The organism is Mesorhizobium sp. Arg314, assembly GCF_053714275.1.
On the sequence record NZ_JBSKBP010000350.1, the window covers coordinates 1 to 265 of the forward strand.

The 265-nt window shown below is 55.1% G+C and carries 1 protein-coding gene; it reads left to right on the top strand.

Annotation, left to right across the window (positions count from 1 at the left end):
• Positions 1–265: substrate-binding domain-containing protein (locus tag ACWGS9_RS35815; protein ID WP_454509561.1), on the top strand; the 265-nt coding region annotated here is incomplete at both ends.

A 265-nucleotide genomic window follows, 5' to 3' on the forward strand; every position in this document is an offset into this window, starting at 1 on the left:
TGGAGGAAACGTCATCCGCTGCGAAAATAGCTTTGAGGGTGGAGCAGAGGCGGTGAGGCTGGCTTCGGCCTCCGAGGTCAAGGTGGAAGCCATCTCATTCGCTACCGATATCATGGCCGTAGGAGGATTGCTGGAGTGCCAACGTAGAGGCATCGCTGTTCCTGACCAACTCGCAATCGCAGGCTTTGACGATCTCACGATCGCTGCTGCAATCAATCCTTCACTGACAACCGTAAGGGTCGACCGAGTAGGTCTTGGAAGAAAG